A 17,158-nucleotide genomic window follows, 5' to 3' on the forward strand; every position below is an offset into this window, starting at 1 on the left:
AGCGCAGCATGATCCGGGCCGGCCAGCGGATGGGCCGGAAACGGGCTGGTTTTACCTACGCGAAGTTCTTGCGTAGACTGGTTCACCGGTGTTGAAACACGGATGATGGCGTGCGCCCCAGCTCAAGCTGGTGGTTGGCCATCAAAGAGTGCAATTCACTCCATAGGGTAGTGGCGCAATTGGTAGCGCAGCGGTCTCCAAAACCGCAGGTTGCAGGTTCGAGTCCTGTCTGCCCTGCGCAAGCTGCTCCGGGCGAAAGCCCGGAGCAGGCGCAGCAACCATGGTTCTGATCAGGGCCGGGTAATCCACCATTGCAAAGATGAGCGAGGACCAGGTGACCGAAACAGCTGCCAGCAGCTCCAAGGGCCGCCCAGCTAAGAAGGAAGCCAAGGCAAACTTCTTCGCCCGCATTGCACTCTTTGTCCGCCAGATCATCGGCGAACTGAAGAAGGTTGTTGCCCCCACCCGCAAGGAACTGATCAACTACACGCTCGTGGTGCTGGTGTTCGTGGCCATCATGATGGTCATCGTCAGCCTGCTGGACATTGGTTTCGGAACCGCTGTCAGCTGGATCTTCGGCGGCACCGGCCCCAAGGACAGCTAAGGCTGAACGGTCCGCAGGCTGCGTGCTTCACCCGGGGTAACCGGAAGGAAGCGCCGGCGTGCGGAATTGAGCCATTTAAATAGGCATGTTAGGCAATGAGGAAGCAGGAGACCAAGTGTCTGAGCAGGAGCTCGAGGTAACCGAGACCGGGCTGGAAGAATCCCCGGACATCACGGCAGAAGCCGGTGAAGAGTCCGAGGTTGAGTCTTCCGCGCCCGAATCCGACGACGCCGCCTCCGACGCAGCAGTTGCTGACGAAGCCGACGCTTCCGACGCCGACGGCGAAGATGAGCCTGCAGACGCCCTCGCCGCTGCGGCCGCCACCGCCGCCGCTGATCCGGCTGAGGAGTTCAAGGCCAAGCTGCGCCGCCAGGAAGGTGACTGGTACGTCATCCACTCCTACGCCGGCTATGAGAACCGCGTGAAGGCCAACCTTGAAACCCGCATCCAGACCCTGGACATGGAAGATTACATCTTCGAAATCCAGGTCCCCATGGAAGAAGTCGTGGAGATCAAGAACGCCCAGCGCAAGGTGATCAACCGCGTCCGCATCCCCGGCTACGTCCTGGTCCGCATGGACCTCACGGACGCTTCCTGGGGCGCCGTCCGCCACACCCCCGGCGTCACCGGCTTCGTGGGCAACGCCCACAACCCGGTCCCGCTGCGCCTGGATGAGGTCTTCTCCATGCTCGCCCCTGTCTTCGAAGAGGAACAGGCCGAGAAGGGCAAGCCGGTCAACAAGCAGAACCAGGCACCCGTGGCCGTGGACTTCGAAGTTGGCGAGTCCGTCATCGTCAAGGAAGGTCCGTTCGAGACCCTCCCCGCCACGATCTCCGAGATCAAGCCCGAGTCCCAGACCCTGGTGGTACTGGTCTCCATCTTCGAGCGCGAAACGCCGGTCACCCTGGCGTTCAACCAGGTCACCAAGATCTGAAAATCCTAGAATTCGTCCCGGCGCCGCCCGCTTAGCGGCACGGAACGGCCGGCCGCCTCGCCATGGCGGCCAAAAACCTGAGGCACGCTCCTGTGCCCCAGGACGTTATTGAGAGAAGGACCCTACATTGGCTCCCAAGAAGAAGGTCACCGGCCTCATCAAGCTGCAGATCCAGGCAGGTGCCGCCAACCCGGCCCCGCCGATCGGTCCTGCGCTTGGCCAGCACGGTGTCAACATCATGGAATTCTGCAAGGCGTACAACGCTGCAACGGAAGCCCAGCGCGGCAACGTCATCCCCGTGGAAATCACGGTTTACGAGGACCGTTCCTTCACGTTCATCACCAAGACCCCGCCGGCTGCAGAGCTCATCAAGAAGGCTGCAGGCGTTGCCAAGGGTTCATCCACCCCGCACACCGTCAAGGTTGCCAAGCTGACCCAGGCCCAGGTCAACGAGATCGCCTCCACCAAGATGGAAGACCTCAACGCCACCAGCCTCGAAGGCGCAGCGAAGATCATCGCCGGCACCGCCCGCTCCATGGGCATCACCGTCGAGGGCTAACAGCCCTTACCGCTGCCCAGCGTCGGGTTGAATGACGACGACGGGCGGCACCGCCGGAACACCGGCACCAAAAAAATTGAAATGTTGGCCATCCGGGCCGGATAACGAACCGGATCACCGACTGTGGCAGGGCCCAGCGCGGTCCGCAGACCACAACTGCACAAGGAGAAATAAGCAGCATGGCAAAGCGCAGCAAAGCATATGAGGCAGCAGCCGCCAAGATCGACGCGGAGAAGCACTACGCACCGTTCGAGGCAGTAACGCTGGCCAAGGACACCAACCCGTCCAAGTTCGACGCCACGGTTGAGGTCGCTTTCCGCCTCGGCGTTGACCCCCGCAAGGCTGACCAGATGGTCCGCGGCACCGTCAACCTGCCCCACGGCACCGGTAAGACTGCCCGCGTCCTGGTCTTCGCAACGGGCGACAAGGCTGAGGCCGCAATCGCAGCCGGCGCCGACTTCGTTGGTTCCGACGACCTGATCGAAAAGATCGCCGCCGGCTGGACCGACTTCGACGCCGCCGTAGCCACCCCTGACCTCATGGGCAAGGTTGGCCGCCTCGGTAAGGTCCTGGGCCCGCGTAACCTCATGCCGAACCCGAAGACGGGCACCGTGACCCCCGACGTCACCAAGGCCGTCAACGACATCAAGGGTGGAAAGATCGACTTCCGCGTCGACAAGCACTCCAACCTGCACTTCATCATCGGCAAGGTTTCCTTCGACGCCATCAAGCTGGCCGAGAACTACGCAGCTGCACTGGAAGAGGTTCTTCGCCTCAAGCCGTCTGCCGCGAAGGGCCGCTACATCCAGAAGGCCACCGTTGCCACCACGTTCGGCCCGGGCATCTCCGTGGACCCCAACGTCACCAAGGTGCTCACCGAGGCATAGTCCTCACTGAAGTTCCTGCTTCCGGATTGATTCCGGAGCAACCAGAGACCGTCCCGGCGCCAAGGCGCCGGGACGGTCTTTTTGTACCGGCTCCCACGCGCGCCGATGCTGCCTAAGCTGGCCGCATGGACCACGTTGAACGAACCGGCCCCACACTGTCGCCGTCGACCCCATCCTTGGCAATTGCCGCCGTCGTCATCCCTCCACGCGGACAAGGCCGCCACGCTGCACCGCCGGCGGACCTCCTGGCATGCCAGGCCATGAAGGAGGCCCACGCCTTCGAGCTCTGGGGAAGCTTGGAGCGCTGCCCCACCCTGGACGAAGCGCTGGAGTATTGGCGCGGGACCGAGTACGAGGAACGGCGGCTGTTCCTTGCCCGGGACGGCGGGGAGCCGGTGGGGCTGTGCTCCGTAACGCTGCCCCTGCGCGAGAACCTTGCCACGGCGGGTATCGACGTCCTGGTGGTTCCCGGCCGGCGCCGCAGGGGAGTGGGGCGCCGCCTGCTGGAACATGCCGAAGCCGTGGCCCGCGCCCGCAGCAGGTCAACCCTGGAGGGCTTCCATGAAGTTCCCTTGGACAAAATGCGCCAGGGTTCACGCATGGTCACCGCGAAATCCGGGGCAGGCCACCTGCCGGCGGAAGACCCTGCAACGGCCTTCGCCCTGGCGTCGGGGTATCAGCTGGAACAGGTGGAACGCTCCAGCAGGCTTGATCTGCCCGTCGCCGCGGACCTGTTGTCAAAGCTGGAAGAGGACGCCGCAGCCCGCTCCGGGGACTACGTGCCGGCCGTCTGGGACGACCGCTGTCCGGAGGAGTTCGTGGCAGGTTATGCCGGATTGCGGGTACGGATGAGCACGGACGCGCCCGCCGCCGGCATGGACTGGGAACAGGAGGACTGGGACGTCCAGCGTGTGCGGCGGGACGAAGAGGTCCAGGTCCGCAGCGGTGTGCAGGCCTCGGTGGCCGCAGCCCTGCACCGGCAAACCGGCGAACTGGTGGCGTACACCGTCCTCACCTGGCGGCCGCAGGTGCCGGAGTCGCTGATCCAGCAGGACACCCTGGTTGCGGCGGAGCACCGCGGCCATCGGTTGGGGATGCTGACCAAGGCCGCCAACCTGCGGCGAGCCCGGGAAAAATGGCCGCAGGCGCGCTCCGTCCTGACGTGGAATGCCAGCGAAAACCAGCATATGCTGGCGATAAATACCGCCCTTGGATTCAGGCCCGCTGGCTATGAAGGTGAGTGGCAGAAACGGCTGGGATGATGCCCGAATGGCAATAGACGTGAAGATCGAGCAGCTCTGGATTCCCGATTCACTGGACACCCCGGATGCTGCGGATTTCCTCGCCGCGGTGGAAGTGGGCCGCAAGGTGCGCATGCAGACGTGGGGCAGTGACGATCTTGCGTATGGTCCCGAGGAAAAGCTGCTTGAGTTCGCGGACCCGTATGAGCGCCAGTTGATCCTCGTTGCCAGGGTGGACGGCGCGATCGTGGGAACGGTTGATATTGCGCTGCCCCTGACCGATCACCTGGACCTTGCCGAGCTCACCCTGGACATCCTGCCAGAGTTCCAGCGGCAGGGAGTGGGCCGCCGGCTGCTGGAAGCTGCCGAACAGCTGGCCCGGGGGGAGGGCCGCACCATGATCCTGGTGGACACCAACCATCCTGGGGCATCCCTGCATGAGTTTGAACGGGCCCAGCTGGTTCCCGGCTCCGGGCTGGGCTTCGTGCCACTGGAGAGCCGCGAGGTGGAGTTCGCGCAGAAGACCGGCTACACGCTGCAGCACATCGAGCAGTTCAGCTCCTGCCTCCTGCCCCTGGACACCAAGCTGGTGGCCGACCTCCAGGCTGAGGCCGAGGAGGCGAACAACGGCAGGTACCGGCTGCACCACTGGACGGACCGCTGCCCCGACCGCTGGCTGGAGGCCGTTGCGGCGCTGGAAAACCAGGCGGGCGCGGACGTGGACCCATCACTGGACATGCCGGTTGAACAGGACATGGTGTTCGACGGCGGCATCCTGCGTGAGGCGGAGGACGTCGCCATCGCGCAGGGCAGGAGAACGGTGGTCACCGCCGTCGAGCACATCGCCACCGGGGCCCTGGTGGGCCTGACCACCATCACGGTCCTGGCGCACCGGGCTGACGTGGTGTTCCAGGACGATACCCTGGTCCTGCAGGAGCACAGGGGCAACAAGCTCGGGCTGCTGATCAAGGTGGCCAACATGGAGCGGCTCAGCGAGCAGTTCCCGGACGCCCGCATTATCTACACGTGGAACGCGCCGGAGAACCGGTACCTCCTGACGGTCAACAAGCAACTGGGATTCCAGACAGCCGGGGTCACCGGCATCTGGCAGAAGGAGCTTCCGACGCTGCACACCAGCACCAGCTGAGTCCCGATTTGGCGGACCGGCAACGCCTCGCGTAAGCTGGGAGTACCAAAGACCGTCGGTTGTTGGAAATCCACTCTCCTGAACATGGCTCAACTCTGCAGTTGTGCGCTGGGGACCACAGTGGCTTTCCGGACGAAGGACCCTCAACGCAGGGCGGCCGGCGCAGGTGAACGAAGCAAAGCTCCACGGCAACGTGTTGAGCCAAGCCCCGTGCATCTGCGCGGGGCGTTTTTAGTTTTAGCTCTCTTGAGCGGGGACCGTCGAATACCGGCACTATCCCCGGAAGGAGGGTTATGGCAACGCCTACCAAGGTTTCAGCAGTAGCTGAGATCACTAACGATTTCAAGGAATCGAACGCCGCTGTCCTGACCGAATACCGCGGGCTCACCGTTGCACAGCTCAAGCAGCTGCGTGTTTCTCTCGGCCAGGACACCAAGTTCGCGGTCGTCAAGAACACCCTGACCGCCATTGCAGCCAAGGAAGCCGGCGTCGAAGCATTCGACGGCCAGCTTGCCGGCCCCACTGCAATCGCGTTCATCAAGGGTGACGCAGTTGCCGCTGCCAAGAGCCTGACGGATTTTGCCAAGGCCAACAAGCAGCTGGTCATCAAGACCGGTTACTTCGAGGGCAAGGCGCTGGACGCCACCGAGGTCGCCGCACTGGCTGCCCTTGAGTCCCGCGAGCTGCAGCTCGCCAAGGTTGCAGGCGTCCTCAAGGCACCTGCCGCCGCAGCTGCACGCATCATCGACGCACTGCGCCTCAAGCTTGAAGAAGAGAACGGTGCACCGGCAGCTGCCGAAGCGCCCGCCGCTGAAGAAGCCCCTGCCGCTGAAGCTGACGCTGCCGCCGAAGCTCCCGCTGCCGAAGAGAACTAGTTCTCTTACCCCCACCAGACTCCGGTGTCCGTCCGGCCCAGCGCCGCCCGGTCACCACAACAGGAAGGACGCCTACCATGGCGAAGCTCAGCAACGAAGAGCTCATTGAAGCTTTCAAGGAACTGACCATCATCGAGCTCTCCGAGTTCGTCAAGCTCTTCGAAGAGACCTTCGAAGTTACCGCTGCTGCTGTAGCTGTTGCCGGCCCCGCCGGTGGCGGCGCCGCTGAAGAGGTTGAAGAGAAGACCGACTTCGACGTCATCCTCGAATCTGCCGGTGACAAGAAGATCGCAGTCATCAAGGAAGTTCGCGCCATCACCTCCCTCGGCCTCAAGGAAGCCAAGGACCTGGTTGACAGCGCCCCCAAGGCTGTTCTCGAAGGCGCCAACAAGGAAGCTGCCGAGAAGGCCAAGGAGCAGCTCGAGGCTGCAGGCGCCACCGTTACCCTCAAGTAACAACGCCTTTTCCTACGGAAACCCCGTCCACTCCGGTGGGCGGGGTTTCCTGCTTTAACGCCCTCGATAATTTCCGGCCCCGCTTAGCCGGGATCGCTGATGTCCGCCACCACGGCGTCCAGGGCGGCGGTCAGCGCGTCCGCGTCGACGAAGGCGCTGTACCCGTGCGCACCGGCACCCATGGAGATGCGCCGCCCGGTGATGGTGGCGTCGGCATAGACAGGCCATGCCGTGGTGCTGCCAAGCGGGGTGATGGTGCCCCGCTCGTAGCCGGTGGCCTCCAAAGCCGTGTCCGCGGGCGGCAGGGACAGCTTGTTCACGCCCACCAGGGCGCGGAGCTTGGGCCACGAAATCTGCCGGTCACCGGGGATCAGCGCGAAGAGGAACGTCCCGTCCTTGTGCTTCACCACCAGCGATTTGACGATGTCCGCCGGTGTGATGCCCAGGATGCCTGCGGCCTCTTCGAGGCTCTTCGCTGCGGGCCGCTCCACCACGTCGACTTCCAGGCCACGGGCTGCGGCGTCGGCCAGGAACCGTTCCCGTCCGACGCCGTCCGCTCCGTTTCCGGATGAGCCCGCCATCAGTCGCGGTACAGCAGGAGGGCCTCGCCCTGCCCGCCCCCGCCGCAGAGGGACACCGCAGCCCTGCCGGTGCCACGCCGCTTCAGTTCGTGTGCGGCATGTGCCGCCAGCCGGGCGCCGGAGGCACCGATCGGGTGGCCCAGGGCGATGGCGCCGCCATGGATATTGCACTTCTCCAGCGGGTAGTCCAGGTCCTTGAGGGACTGCACGGCTACCGACCCGAAGGCTTCGTTGATCTCGATGAAGTCGAGATCGGCGGTGCTCCAGCCCGCTTTGCCGAGGGCGTTCATGATGGCGTTGGAGGGCTGTGAATGAAGGGAATTGTCCGGGCCTGCCACCTGGCCCGGCTTCCCGACCACCGCCAGGTATTCCAGCCCGTGCTCCTCCGCGTAGCCGCGGGAGGTGAGCACCAGGGCGGCGGCGCCATCGGAGAGGGGAGAGGAATTGCCTGCGGTGATGGTGCCGTCGGTGACGAACGCAGCCCGCAGGCCTGCCAGCGACTCGATCGAGGTGTTGGGGCGGACCCCTTCGTCAGTGTCCACCACCAGGGGCTCGCCCTTGCGCTGCTTCACGCTGATGGGCGCGATTTCGCCGTCGAACGTTCCGTTCTTCGCCGCAAGGGCAGCCCGCTGGTGCGATTGGGCGGCGACGTTGTCCTGCGAGGTGCGGTCGATCCCCAGCGAGAGGTTCCGCGTCTCCGTGGACAGGCCCATCGATTCGCCGTCGAAGGCATCGGTCAGCCCGTCATGGGCGGCTGCGTCCAGCGCCTGGATGGAGCCGTAGGTCCAGCCCTGGCGTGATCCCGGAAGCAGGTGCGGTGCGCGGCTCATCGACTCCTGGCCGCCGGCAACCACCACGGCGGCCTCGCCGGCCCGGATCATCCGGGCGGCATCAATCACCGCGGTCAGGCCGGAAAGGCAGACTTTGTTGACGGTCACCGCGGGGACGTTCCACCCGATGCCGGCGCCGATGGCGCTTTGCCGCGCGGGGTTCTGGCCGGCTCCTGCCTGCAGGACCTGGCCCATGATGACGGCTTCCACGTCGGCCGTGGCGACACCGCTTTGTTCCAGTGCGGCCTTGATGGCGTGCGCACCAAGATCCACTGCGGTGAGGCTCGACAGCTGGCCGTTGATCCGGCCCTGCGGAGTCCGTGCCGCCCCGAGGATGACAACGTCACTGTTGTCGGGAGAGTTGCCCATGGTTACCACTTTCCGTCCGGTTTTGATCTAAGCCACCAAGGCTATCGTGAGCCTGGTCACCCAACTATTCAAACGCCAAGGGCGCTATGTGCATTCCGGGCATGCGGCAGGGAAGGGCAGGGGAGAGGTCCCCATCGGCGGGGTTATGCACGACGGCGGACGCTTGCGTAGGGTGGACGGCGAGGCTTTGCAGGGGACGCGCTTTGCATGGGGACACCAGGTCCGGAGCCGGGACGGACGGAGCGACATCGTGAAGAATCCTTTGACGGCGGCGGCCATCGCCGTGGTGGTCCTGACTGGCGGCACCCTGGCCGGCTGCTCGGTATCCACGCCCGCGCCGGCCGAATCCACCCGCCCCACAGCGTCTGCGTCGAGCCCTGACAGCAGCACGGAGGGCAGCAGCCCTGCCGCCTCCACCGGCGCTGGAAGCTCCGCATCCGCGGCCGGGGGAACCAAAGCGGCCTGCGAGCTCTTCAACAAGTTGGTGGCGGACTATGCCGCGGTTCCCCCCACCGATTCCCAGGGTTACGAGGACGTCTACTCGAAAGCCCAGGACGCCAAGGACACCGTTTCGGGGGACCTGAGGGGACTCTTCACCTCGCTGAGCCTGCTGGCCATCGACCACTCATCGGCCGCGGAGTCCGGGGGCAAGCCCGCCAAGGAATCGGAGGACGCCGTACGGGATGCCGTCTTCGCGAACGCCGGAACCTGCACGGCGGAGGGCGTGACGCTGCGCCTCTAGGCTGTTCCGGACCCCACCGTACGGAGCAGAGGAACAAGGTGCTTGCATTCCGGCAGGAAGTGGGGTAGACACGTAGGTTGTTTTGCCGTATCGTAGATATTTGCGTCTTCCCTGTTTACCTTCAGCCTTCATATAGCGGTGGGCTTTGCCTGGCAGCTGGCAATCAACGTGCCGTAACAACGGTCACAGCATAGTCAGTCCGGGCCCCGGGTCATATAGCGGAACCGGATGGTAGCGCTGCGGAGTCACTTCGCAGGGTGCACAGCGGGGGAGATCTGAAAACGCCTGAAGGTCTGTGGAAGGATCCCTCTTGGTCGCCTCGAGCACCTCTAATAACGAAACCGCTAACACTGCCGACAGCACTGATGGTGCCACTCGCCGGCTCTCATTCGCAAAGATTCACGAACCCCTTGATGTTCCGAATCTGCTTGCCCTGCAGACGGACAGCTTTGACTGGCTGGTCGGAAATGAGCGCTGGCAGGCACGCGTGGCAAAGGCTGTCGAAGAAAACGATCTCAGCGTCGCCACCACGTCCGGCCTGTCGGACATCTTCGAAGAGATCTCCCCGATCGAGGACTTCCAGGGCACCATGTCCCTGAGCTTCTCCGATCCGGAGTTCGCTGACCCCAAGTACACCATGGCTGAGTGCAAGGACCGGGACGCAACGTACTCGGCTCCGCTGTACGTCAAGGCCGAATTCATGAACAACAACACGGGCGAAATCAAGCAGCAGACCGTGTTCATGGGTGACTTCCCGCTGATGACCGAGAAGGGCACCTTCGTCGTCAACGGCACCGAGCGTGTCGTCGTCTCCCAGCTGGTCCGTTCGCCGGGCGCCTACTTCGAGCGCGCCGCCGACAAGACCAGCGACAAGGACATCTTCACCGCCAAGATCATCCCGTCCCGCGGTGCATGGTTCGAGCTCGAGATCGACAAGCGCGACCAGGTCGGTGTCCGCCTCGACCGCAAGCGCAAGCAGTCCGTCACCGTCCTGCTGAAGGCCCTCGGCTGGACCGAAGGCCAGATCCTCGAAGAGTTCGGTCAGTACGACTCCATGCGGGCAACCCTGGAGAAGGACGCCACCGAAACCCGCGAAGACGCCCTGCTGGACATCTACCGCAAGCTGCGTCCGGGCGAGCCGCCCACCGTCGAGGCTGCCCAGTCCCTGCTGGACAACCTGTACTTCAACTCCAAGCGCTACGATCTGGCCAAGGTTGGCCGCTACAAGATCAACCGCAAGCTTGGCATCGACCGCTCCCTTGGTGACAAGGAAGCCTCTGTCCTGCACGTTGAAGACATCGTCGCCATGATCAAGTTCCTCGTCGCGCTGCACGCCGGCGAGAAGACCATCAAGGGCACCCGCGATGGCCAGGAAGTGGACCTGCGCGTCGAGATCGACGACATCGACCACTTCGGCAACCGCCGCATCCGCGCCGTCGGCGAGCTCATCGAGAACCAGGTGCGCACCGGCCTGTCCCGCATGGAGCGCGTTGTCCGCGAGCGTATGACCACCCAGGACGTCGAGGCCATCACGCCGCAGACCCTGATCAACATCCGCCCCGTGGTTGCAGCCATCAAGGAGTTCTTCGGAACCTCCCAGCTGTCGCAGTTCATGGACCAGAACAACCCGCTCTCGGGCCTGACCCACAAGCGCCGCCTGTCGGCCCTTGGCCCCGGTGGTCTGTCCCGTGACCGCGCCGGCATGGAAGTCCGTGACGTGCACCCGTCCCACTACGGACGTATGTGCCCCATCGAAACCCCTGAAGGCCCGAACATTGGCCTGATCGGTTCGCTGGCTTCCTACGGCCGCATCAACCCGTTCGGTTTCATCGAGACCCCGTACCGCCTGGTCAAGGACGGCGTCGTCTCCGACGACGTCCAGTACCTGACGGCCGACGACGAGGCCGAGGTCCTGATCGCCCAGGCCAACGCCCCGCTCGACGAGAACAAGAAGTTCGCCGAAGAGACCGTCCTGGTCCGTGCCCGCGGTGGTGGAGGCGAGCCCGTGCTGGTTCCCGCCGCCGACGTCGAGTTCATGGACGTCTCCCCGCGCCAGATGGTGTCCGTGGCTACCGCCCTGATCCCGTTCCTGGAGCACGACGACGCCAACCGTGCACTCATGGGTGCCAACATGCAGCGCCAGGCTGTGCCGCTGGTCCGTTCCGAGGCTCCCGTCGTGGGCACCGGCATGGAGCGCGCCGCCGCCGTCGACGCCGGTGACGTTGTCATCGCCAAGAAGGCCGGTGTGGTCACCGAGGTTTCCGCCGAGCTCGTCATCATGCTCAACGACGACGGCACCGAGACCAACTACCGCATCAACAAGTTCGCCCGTTCCAACCAGGGCAACTGCTACAACCACCGCGTCCTGGTCAACGAAGGCCAGCGCCTGGAAGTTGGCGGCATCATCGCCGACGGCCCGGCAACGGACCAGGGTGAGCTCGCACTGGGCAAGAACCTGCTCGTGGCATTCATGTCATGGGAAGGCCACAACTTCGAGGACGCCATCATCCTCTCGCAGCGCATCGTTGCCGAGGACGTCCTTTCCTCCATCCACATCGAGGAGCACGAGATCGATGCCCGCGACACCAAGCTTGGTGCCGAGGAAATCACCCGTGACATCCCCAACGTGTCCGAGGAAGTCCTGGCCGGCCTGGACGAGCGCGGCATCATCCACATCGGTGCCGAGGTTGAAGCAGGGGACATCCTGGTCGGAAAGGTCACCCCGAAGGGTGAAACCGAACTGACCCCGGAAGAGCGCCTGCTGCGCGCCATCTTCGGTGAGAAGTCCCGCGAAGTCCGCGACACCTCCCTGAAGGTTCCCCACGGCGAATCCGGAACCGTCATCGGCGTGCGCGTTTTTGACCGCGACAACGACGACGAGCTGCCCCCGGGCGTGAACCAGCTGGTCCGCGTCTACGTGGCCGCCAAGCGCAAAATCACCGACGGCGACAAGCTCGCCGGCCGCCACGGCAACAAGGGTGTTATCTCCAAGATCCTTCCGATCGAGGACATGCCCTTCCTTGCCGACGGCACCCCCGTTGACATCGTCCTGAACCCGCTGGGTGTTCCGGGCCGTATGAACGTGGGCCAGGTGCTCGAAACGCACCTCGGCTGGGTTGCCAAGACCGGTTGGAAGATCGAAGGCGAGCCCGAGTGGGTCAAGCAGCTGCCGAACCTGCCGCGCGAGAGTGGTCCCACCACTGTTGCCACGCCGGTGTTCGACGGTGCCCGCGAAGAGGAAATCACGGGCCTGCTCGATTCCACCAACGTGACCCGCGACGGTGACCGCCTGATCAACTCTTCGGGCAAGACCCGCCTGTTTGACGGCCGCTCCGGCGAGCCGTTCCCGGATCCGATCTCGGTCGGCTACATGTACATCCTGAAGCTCCACCACCTGGTGGACGACAAGATCCACGCCCGCTCCACCGGCCCGTACTCCATGATCACGCAGCAGCCGCTGGGTGGTAAGGCACAGTTCGGTGGCCAGCGCTTCGGTGAAATGGAAGTGTGGGCGCTCGAAGCTTACGGCGCCGCCTACACGCTCCAGGAACTCCTCACGATCAAGTCGGATGACATTCACGGTCGCGTGAAGGTCTACGAGGCGATCGTCAAGGGCGAGAACATTCCCGAGCCGGGCGTTCCCGAATCCTTCAAGGTCTTGATCAAGGAAATGCAGTCGCTGTGCCTGAACGTGGAAGTCCTTTCCACGGACGGAACCACAATTGAAATGCGTGACTCTGATGACGCAGTCTTCACGGCTGCGGAAGAACTGGGCATCGATCTGTCTCGCGCAGAGCCCAGCTCCGTAGAAGAGGTTTAGCAGGCGGGCGTACGACGACGGGTGACCACCCGCCGTCGTACCCCACCTCCCTCATCCCGCACCAGGGCGCCCGGTGGTTGAGCCTGTCGAAACCCCGGGACCGTCAAGACTTCAGAATTTAGAGAACAAGAGAGAACAGGGACCATATGTCCAGCGAATCCTCCTTCGGCCTCATGCAGATCGGCCTCGCCACCGCGGAAGACATCCGCGGCTGGTCGTACGGCGAGGTTAAGAAGCCGGAAACCATCAACTACCGCACGCTCAAGCCCGAGAAGGACGGCCTCTTCTGCGAGAAGATCTTCGGCCCGTCCCGGGACTGGGAATGCTACTGCGGCAAGTACAAGCGCGTGCGCTTCAAGGGCATCATCTGTGAGCGCTGTGGCGTTGAAGTCACCCGCGCCAAGGTCCGCCGTGAGCGCATGGGCCACATCGAACTGGCCGCCCCCGTTACCCACATCTGGTACTTCAAGGGTGTTCCCTCCCGCCTGGGCTACCTCCTTGACCTGGCGCCGAAGGACCTCGAAAAGGTCATCTACTTCGCTGCCTACATGATCACCAGCGTCGACGAGGCTGCCCGCCACGAGGAACTGCCCAACCTGCAGGTTGAGCACGACATCGAGAAGAAGCAGCTGATCGACAACCGCGACGCCGACATCGCCGCGATCGCCCGCGACCTTGAAGGCGAAATTGCACGCCTTGAGGGCGAAGGCGCCAAGGCTGCCGACAAGAAGAAGGCCCGCGACTCCGCCGACCGCCAGATGGCCAACGTGCGCAAGCGTGCCGACGCCGACATCGAGCGCCTCGAGCAGGTCTGGGACCGCTTCAAGAACCTGAAGGTCGCCGACCTCGAAGGTGACGAAGGCCTGTACCGCGAACTGCGGGACCGCTACGGCATGTACTTCGAAGGCTCCATGGGTGCCGAGGCGATCAAGAAGCGCCTCGAGAACTTCGACATGCAGGCCGAGTCCGACCTGCTGCGCGACGTCATCGCCAACGGCAAGGGCCAGCGCAAGACCCGCGCCCTCAAGCGGCTCAAGGTGGTCAACGCATTCCTGACCACCAACAACAGCCCGCTCGGCATGGTCCTCGACGCCGTGCCGGTGATCCCGCCGGAACTGCGCCCCATGGTCCAGCTGGACGGTGGCCGCTTCGCGACCTCCGACCTCAACGACCTGTACCGCCGCGTGATCAACCGCAACAACCGCCTCAAGCGCCTGCTTGACCTGGGTGCTCCGGAGATCATCGTCAACAACGAGAAGCGCATGCTTCAGGAAGCTGTTGACAGCCTCTTCGACAACGGCCGCCGCGGTCGCCCGGTCACCGGACCTGGCAACCGTCCGCTGAAGTCCCTGAGCGACATGCTCAAGGGCAAGCAGGGCCGTTTCCGCCAGAACCTCCTCGGCAAGCGCGTCGACTACTCGGGTCGTTCGGTCATCGTCGTCGGTCCGCAGCTGAAGCTGCACCAGTGCGGCCTGCCCAAGCAGATGGCCCTGGAGCTCTTCAAGCCGTTCGTGATGAAGCGCCTGGTTGACCTCAACCACGCCCAGAACATCAAGTCGGCAAAGCGGATGGTGGAGCGCTACCGCCCGCAGGTCTGGGACGTGCTCGAAGAGATCATCACCGAACACCCGGTGCTGCTCAACCGTGCACCTACCCTGCACCGCCTGGGCATCCAGGCGTTCGAGCCGCAGCTTGTTGAAGGCAAGGCAATCCAGCTGCACCCGCTGGTTTGTGGCGCGTTCAACGCCGACTTCGACGGCGACCAGATGGCAGTCCACCTGCCGCTGAGCCCCGAGGCGCAGGCTGAGGCCCGCATCCTGATGCTGTCCTCGAACAACATCCTGAAGCCCTCTGACGGACGCCCGGTCACCCTGCCTTCGCAGGATATGATCATCGGCCTGTACCACCTGACCACCAAGCGCAAGGGCTCGGCCGGCGAAGGCAGGATCTTCTCCTCCGTATCGGAAGCCATCATGGCCTTCGATGCACGCGAGCTGCACCTCAACTCGCAGGTCAAGATCCGGCTCGAAGGATTCGTCCCGTACGCCGGCTGGGAAGCCCCGGAAGGCTGGGAGCCCGGTCAGCCGGCGCTCGTCCAGACCTCCCTGGGCCAGGTTGTGTTCAACCAGACCCTGCCCGAGGACTACCCGTGGGTTGAAGCCGTTGCCGACAAGGGCGAACTGTCCCGGATCGTCAACGACCTCGCCGAGCGCTACCCCAAGGTCGTCACCGCGGCAACGCTGGACAACCTGAAGGATGCCGGTTTCTACTGGGCCACCCGTTCGGGCGTCACTGTCGCCATCTCCGACATTGAGGTTCCTGCTGCCAAGCCGGAAATCCTTGCCGGGTACGAGGAACGCGCCGCCAAGATCCAGGGCCAGTACGACAAGGGCCTGATCGACGACGACGAGCGCCGCCAGGAACTGATCGAGATCTGGAACAAGGCAACAAACGACATCGCCTCCGTGATGCGTGAGAGCCTGTCCCCGATGAACACCATCAACCGCATGGTGTCCTCCGGTGCACGTGGTAACTGGATGCAGGTCCGCCAGATCGCGGGTATCCGTGGCCTGGTGGCCAACCCGAAGGGTGAGATCATCCCGCGCCCCATCAAGTCCTCCTACCGCGAGGGCCTGTCGGTGCTGGAATACTTCATCGCCACGCACGGTGCCCGTAAGGGCCTGGCCGATACCGCACTGCGTACCGCCAACTCGGGTTACCTGACCCGTCGCCTGGTGGACGTCTCGCAGGATGTCATCGTCCGCGAAGAGGACTGCGGCACCGAGCGTGGCCTGGTCACGCCCATCGCCGTCGCCGATTCCAACGGTGAGCTGGTCCTGGACGAGAACGTCGAGAACAGCGCCTACGCACGTACGCTGGCCGTCGACGTCGTGGACTCCGAGGGCAACGTCCTCGCAGCCGCCGGCACCGACTGCGGCGACGTTGTGATCGACGAGCTCTTCAAGGCAGGCATCACCGAGGTCAAGGTCCGCTCTGTACTCACCTGTGAGTCCAGCGTCGGCACCTGCGCCCTGTGCTACGGCCGCTCGCTGGCCACCGGCAAGACCGTGGACATCGGCGAGGCCGTGGGCATCATCGCCGCACAGTCCATCGGTGAGCCCGGTACCCAGCTGACCATGCGTACGTTCCACACCGGTGGTGCTGTTTCCGCCGGCGGTGGCGACGACATCACCCAGGGTCTGCCCCGTATCCAGGAGCTCTTCGAAGCCCGTACTCCGAAGGGTGTTGCCCCGATTGCTGAAGCAGCCGGCCGCATCGCCATCGAAGAGTCCGAGCGCCAGATGCGCCTGGTCATCACCCCGGATGACGGAACGGAAGAGATCGCCTACCCGGTCCTCCGCCGTTCACGCCTGCTGATCGAAGACGGCGACCACGTCTCCGTTGGCCAGAAGCTGATCAACGGCCCGGTCGACCCCAAGCAGGTCCTGCGCATCATGGGCCCGCGTGCGGCACAGAAGTTCCTCGTGGACGAAGTGCAGGGCGTTTACCGCAGCCAGGGCATCGGTATCCACGACAAGCACGTCGAGGTTATCGTCCGCCAGATGCTGCGCCGCGTCACGGTCATCGAGTCCGGCGAATCGGACCTGCTGCCCGGCGAACTCGCCGAGCGCAGCCGCTTCGAGGACGCCAACCGCCGCGTTGTGTCCGAGGGCAAGACTCCGGCTTCCGGACGTCCTGAACTCATGGGCATCACCAAGGCATCGCTGGCCACCGAGTCCTGGCTGTCCGCAGCTTCCTTCCAGGAGACCACCCGCGTCCTGACGCAGGCGGCCATGGAAGGCAAGAGCGATCCGCTGCTCGGCCTGAAGGAAAACGTCATCATCGGTAAGCTGATCCCGGCCGGCACGGGCCTCCCGCGCTACACCGAGGTCACCGTGGAGCCCACTGAGGAAGCAAAGGCCAACCTGTTCACCGGCCCCAGCGCGTTCAGTGACTTCTCGTACGACACCCTGGGCGGTGACGGAGCTCCCGAGTTCCACGCCATCCCGCTGGATGACTACGACCTGGGCAACGACTTCCGGTAATCCGGAAGCCTGACGACGGATGGTCCCGCACCGCAAGGTGGGGGACCATCCCCGTTTAACCCGTCGAT

At 64.2% G+C, this 17,158-nt stretch carries 13 protein-coding genes and 1 tRNA gene; 12 read left to right on the forward strand and 2 right to left on the reverse strand.

The window, feature by feature from the left end:
* Positions 1-164 precede the first annotated feature (164 nt).
* From AC1DIP_RS01865 to rplL, 9 genes are all read left to right on the forward strand, one after another.
* Positions 165-237 (forward strand) — tRNA-Trp (locus tag AC1DIP_RS01865).
* Between the two features lie 82 nt (positions 238-319).
* Complete coding sequence (secE, locus tag AC1DIP_RS01870) at positions 320-604, forward strand: preprotein translocase subunit SecE (RefSeq protein WP_056388913.1); 285 nt, start codon at positions 320-322, stop codon at positions 602-604.
* Between the two features lie 115 nt (positions 605-719).
* Positions 720-1,538 (forward strand): transcription termination/antitermination protein NusG, encoded by an 819-nt coding sequence (nusG, locus tag AC1DIP_RS01875; RefSeq protein WP_476206435.1) that lies wholly within the window; start codon positions 720-722, stop codon positions 1,536-1,538.
* Between the two features lie 127 nt (positions 1,539-1,665).
* Positions 1,666-2,097: a 50S ribosomal protein L11 gene (gene rplK, locus AC1DIP_RS01880; protein ID WP_018760472.1), complete on the forward strand. Its 432-nt coding sequence runs from the start codon at positions 1,666-1,668 to the stop codon at positions 2,095-2,097.
* Positions 2,098-2,276: 179 nt separating this feature from the next.
* Positions 2,277-2,984, forward strand: coding sequence for a 50S ribosomal protein L1 (gene rplA / locus AC1DIP_RS01885; RefSeq protein WP_018760471.1), 708 nt, complete (start codon positions 2,277-2,279; stop codon positions 2,982-2,984).
* A gap of 125 nt (positions 2,985-3,109) precedes the next feature.
* A complete protein-coding gene (locus AC1DIP_RS01890) occupies positions 3,110-4,246 on the forward strand; it encodes a GNAT family N-acetyltransferase (protein WP_476206432.1) in 1,137 nt (378 codons plus the stop codon).
* Between the two features lie 7 nt (positions 4,247-4,253).
* On the forward strand, positions 4,254-5,372 hold the full coding sequence (locus AC1DIP_RS01895; protein WP_476206430.1) for a GNAT family N-acetyltransferase: 1,119 nt from the start codon (positions 4,254-4,256) through the stop codon (positions 5,370-5,372).
* 293 nt (positions 5,373-5,665) lie between these two features.
* Entirely contained in the window at positions 5,666-6,247 is a 582-nt protein-coding gene (gene rplJ / locus AC1DIP_RS01900) for a 50S ribosomal protein L10 (RefSeq protein ID WP_347885426.1), read from the forward strand.
* A gap of 77 nt (positions 6,248-6,324) precedes the next feature.
* Positions 6,325-6,702, forward strand: a complete 378-nt coding sequence (rplL, locus tag AC1DIP_RS01905; protein ID WP_018760467.1) for a 50S ribosomal protein L7/L12 — start codon at positions 6,325-6,327, stop codon at positions 6,700-6,702.
* An 83-nt stretch (positions 6,703-6,785) separates the two neighbouring features.
* Here the strand turns inward: rplL and AC1DIP_RS01910 are convergent, their stop codons facing one another.
* Together AC1DIP_RS01910 and AC1DIP_RS01915 are read right to left on the reverse strand one after the other, a co-directional pair.
* The gene (locus AC1DIP_RS01910; RefSeq protein ID WP_476206427.1) at positions 6,786-7,283 is read right to left on the reverse strand and encodes a YbaK/EbsC family protein; all 498 of its coding nucleotides are present in this window, start codon (positions 7,281-7,283) and stop codon (positions 6,786-6,788) included.
* Positions 7,283-8,482, reverse strand: coding sequence for an acetyl-CoA C-acetyltransferase (locus tag AC1DIP_RS01915; RefSeq protein ID WP_477732644.1), 1,200 nt, complete (start codon positions 8,480-8,482; stop codon positions 7,283-7,285). The genes AC1DIP_RS01910 and AC1DIP_RS01915 overlap by 1 nt, the downstream gene beginning before the upstream one ends.
* Positions 8,483-8,732: 250 nt before the next feature.
* Here AC1DIP_RS01915 and AC1DIP_RS01920 point away from each other — a divergent pair, with 250 nt between their 5' ends.
* The 3 genes from AC1DIP_RS01920 (at position 8,733) to AC1DIP_RS01930 (ending at position 17,090) form a co-directional block, all read left to right on the forward strand.
* Positions 8,733-9,224, forward strand: a complete 492-nt coding sequence (locus AC1DIP_RS01920) for a hypothetical protein (protein ID WP_477732645.1) — start codon at positions 8,733-8,735, stop codon at positions 9,222-9,224.
* Positions 9,225-9,534: 310 nt separating this feature from the next.
* A complete protein-coding gene (gene rpoB / locus AC1DIP_RS01925) occupies positions 9,535-13,044 on the forward strand; it encodes a DNA-directed RNA polymerase subunit beta (protein WP_159631357.1) in 3,510 nt (1,169 codons plus the stop codon).
* A 146-nt stretch (positions 13,045-13,190) separates the two neighbouring features.
* Complete coding sequence (locus AC1DIP_RS01930; protein WP_476206421.1) at positions 13,191-17,090, forward strand: DNA-directed RNA polymerase subunit beta'; 3,900 nt, start codon at positions 13,191-13,193, stop codon at positions 17,088-17,090.
* Positions 17,091-17,158 lie beyond the last annotated feature (68 nt).

The organism is Pseudarthrobacter sp. 05T312 (genome assembly GCF_056396685.1).